The sequence below is a fragment of the Deinococcus rhizophilus genome, from assembly GCF_030271215.1.
Lineage (GTDB): Bacteria > Deinococcota > Deinococci > Deinococcales > Deinococcaceae > Deinococcus > Deinococcus rhizophilus.
On sequence record NZ_JASNGB010000277.1, the window covers coordinates 1 to 2,266 of the forward strand.

The 2,266-nt window shown below is 70.9% G+C and carries 2 protein-coding genes and 2 pseudogenes; 1 reads left to right on the forward strand and 3 read right to left on the reverse strand.

The genetic code is table 11. From position 1 onward, the window contains the following. A pseudogene (locus QOL99_RS16500) lies at positions 1 to 272 on the reverse strand (hypothetical protein); the annotation flags it as partial. 289 nt (positions 273 to 561) lie between these two features. After that, positions 562 to 1,291: pseudogene (locus QOL99_RS16505) on the reverse strand (monothiol bacilliredoxin BrxC family protein). Between the two features lie 116 nt (positions 1,292 to 1,407). On the opposite strand from QOL99_RS16505, the gene QOL99_RS16515 reads away from it, so the two are divergent. Continuing rightward, on the forward strand, positions 1,408 to 1,596 hold the full coding sequence (locus tag QOL99_RS16515; RefSeq protein WP_285525418.1) for a hypothetical protein: 189 nt from the start codon (positions 1,408 to 1,410) through the stop codon (positions 1,594 to 1,596). Between the two features lie 3 nt (positions 1,597 to 1,599). On the opposite strand, the gene QOL99_RS16520 is transcribed toward QOL99_RS16515, so the two are convergent. Further along, a partial coding sequence (locus QOL99_RS16520; protein WP_285525420.1) for a class I SAM-dependent rRNA methyltransferase occupies positions 1,600 to 2,266 on the reverse strand: 667 nt, incomplete at its 5' end.

Below are 2,266 nucleotides of genomic sequence, written 5' to 3' on the forward strand. Positions count from 1 at the left end.
AGCGGCGTCAGGCTGACCCGGGCGCGGGGCAACCCGGCCATCGCCTGCGGCCAGCCCACCTCGCCCCCGGCGGTAAAGCCCCCCCGCAGCGCCCCGCCAACCCACACGAAGCGGGCCCAGTGCGGGCCCTGCTGCGCGTCGAACACGGCGCTCAGGCCCTGGCCCTGGCGGGTCAGCAGATCGGTCGTGACCTCGGTCCAGGGGTAATGGTCGGTGTGCAGGCCGCTGTACACGGCGGGCGCGGGCGGAAGGGGAAGCCGGGGCTGGGGCATGGGGTGGGTCACCTCGGAGGCGGGAGAAGGACACGCGGAACGTCACGCTCGGGTGCCCATCACACCTCAGGCCCTCTTACCGCTCACTTACATCCCCCTCATCCGGATTCCGGACGAACAGTTGTCCCATCACTGTGAATCCCGACCAGAGGGAAAGGGAAAAAGGATGACGCAGAGGAGTGGAGGAGCTGTCACGGATTCTCCGGAATCCATATCATCCGGCGGGCATGGCAAACCCGCCCGGCAAGGTGGCCGGGCGGGCAGGGGACAGTGGGCGGGGGACAGCGGCTCAGCCGAGGTCGTTCAACAGCTCCTGAACGCGCCCGCGCAGGTCGCCGCGCTCCCCGGGAGCACCGAGCTGGTGCAGCCCGCCGTGGTAGGCGTCGGGGTCCCCGAACAGGCGCGAGAGCGCCTCGAACTCGCGCTGGCTGCGCAGGCTGGCGTCGTCGCGGAAGAGGGTCACGTACTGGTCCTGAAAGGCCCACTCGTTCAGTTCGCCCGCCAGAAAGGCCCGCATCAAGCGGCGGTAGGGCTCCACGTTGTCGTCGGTCGCCACCGTCCCCGTGCCCTCACGGGCGGGCACCTGCTGGGTGAACACCGGCCCGAGCGCTTCCGGGGTGATGTCCCAGTTGTTCACCTCGAACTGCGGCTGGCCCTCCCGGAACAGGATGAACTGCGGGCTGTGGTGCACCAGGCCAGTCATCTCGGCCACGTGGTTGCTCGCCGGGCGCCAGTCCACCACCCGGATAAAGCCCACCGGCAGGTCGTGGCGCTGCAGGAAGGTCTCCAGCACCCCGAAGCCCTGCATGGTCTTGTGGCAGGTCCCGGCCTTGAACACGGCGGCCANGGTCGTGGCGCTGCAGGAAGGTCTCCAGCACCCCGAAGCCCTGCATGGTCTTGTGGCAGGTCCCGGCCTTGAACACGGCGGCCAGTGGGTACTCCCGCAGGAACTGGTCCACCTCTTCGGGCGTCGTCAGGGGCACCAGCACCTGGGTCTGTTCGGTCGCGTTGGCAGTCATGGGGACAGCATACGCCCCGCTTTGGAAAACGAAGTGACCCGGTCCACAAGGGACGGGGAAGGTAGACTGGAGGTACGGACGAAGCGACCGAGTTTGTCAGCTTCACGGTCGGCAACGTGACCCTCAGCGGCTTCGTCATGCCGGAAGAACTGGCCTGTATCGAGTCTGGGGAGGTGGTGGACGTGCTCCTGCGCGGCGGGGTCGCCCTCCACGGTGACGTGGGCGAGGCCGTGCCGCTGGGCGACGTGGCCTGCACCCTCGTCGGCGGGGAGCTGTCGCCCTTCGCCCCACCGCGCCGGGGCTGACGCTCAGTCCAGCGCCCACACCCCGGCCTTGAGGTGGGTGGCGCCGGGGTAGTCCTCGCCCGCGCCCAGCCGGGTGAGGGGACGGGCCTGCCGCCCCGCCTCTGCCAGTCCGGCCGCGACCATCCGTTCGAAAGCGGGGCTGCTCAGCCCCGCGTGGTTCGTGACGGCCAGCACCTGTCCCCCCGGCGCGGTCACTTGGGCCGCCAGCGCCGACAGCCGCGCATAGTCGCGCTCGGCCCGCCAGATCCCCGCTTTCCCCCGCGCGAACGACGGCGGGTCCAGCACCACGAGGTCGAACCGGTCCCCCCGCCTGCGCAGCCTGCCCAGCCACTCGAACACGTCCCCGTACAGGAAGTCGGCGTCGGGGGCCGCGAGGCCGCTCAGCGCGTAGTTCTGCTGCCCCCAGGCCAGCACCTTGCGCGAGAGGTCCACGTTCTTGACGGTGGCCGCGCCCCCCAGCGCCGCGCTCAGACCGAAGCCGCAGGTGTACGCGAAGGTGTTGAGCACCCGTCCGCCCCCCGGCGCGTGCGCCCGCACCCAGGCCCGCAGCGGCCGGGCGTCCGTGAACAGGCCGGTGCTGAGGTCCCCGCCCGGCCGGATCAGGAAGGGCACGCCCGCCTCCAGCGCGGTCACCTCGGGCCGTGCCTCGCCCCAGACCGGCTCCGGCGGC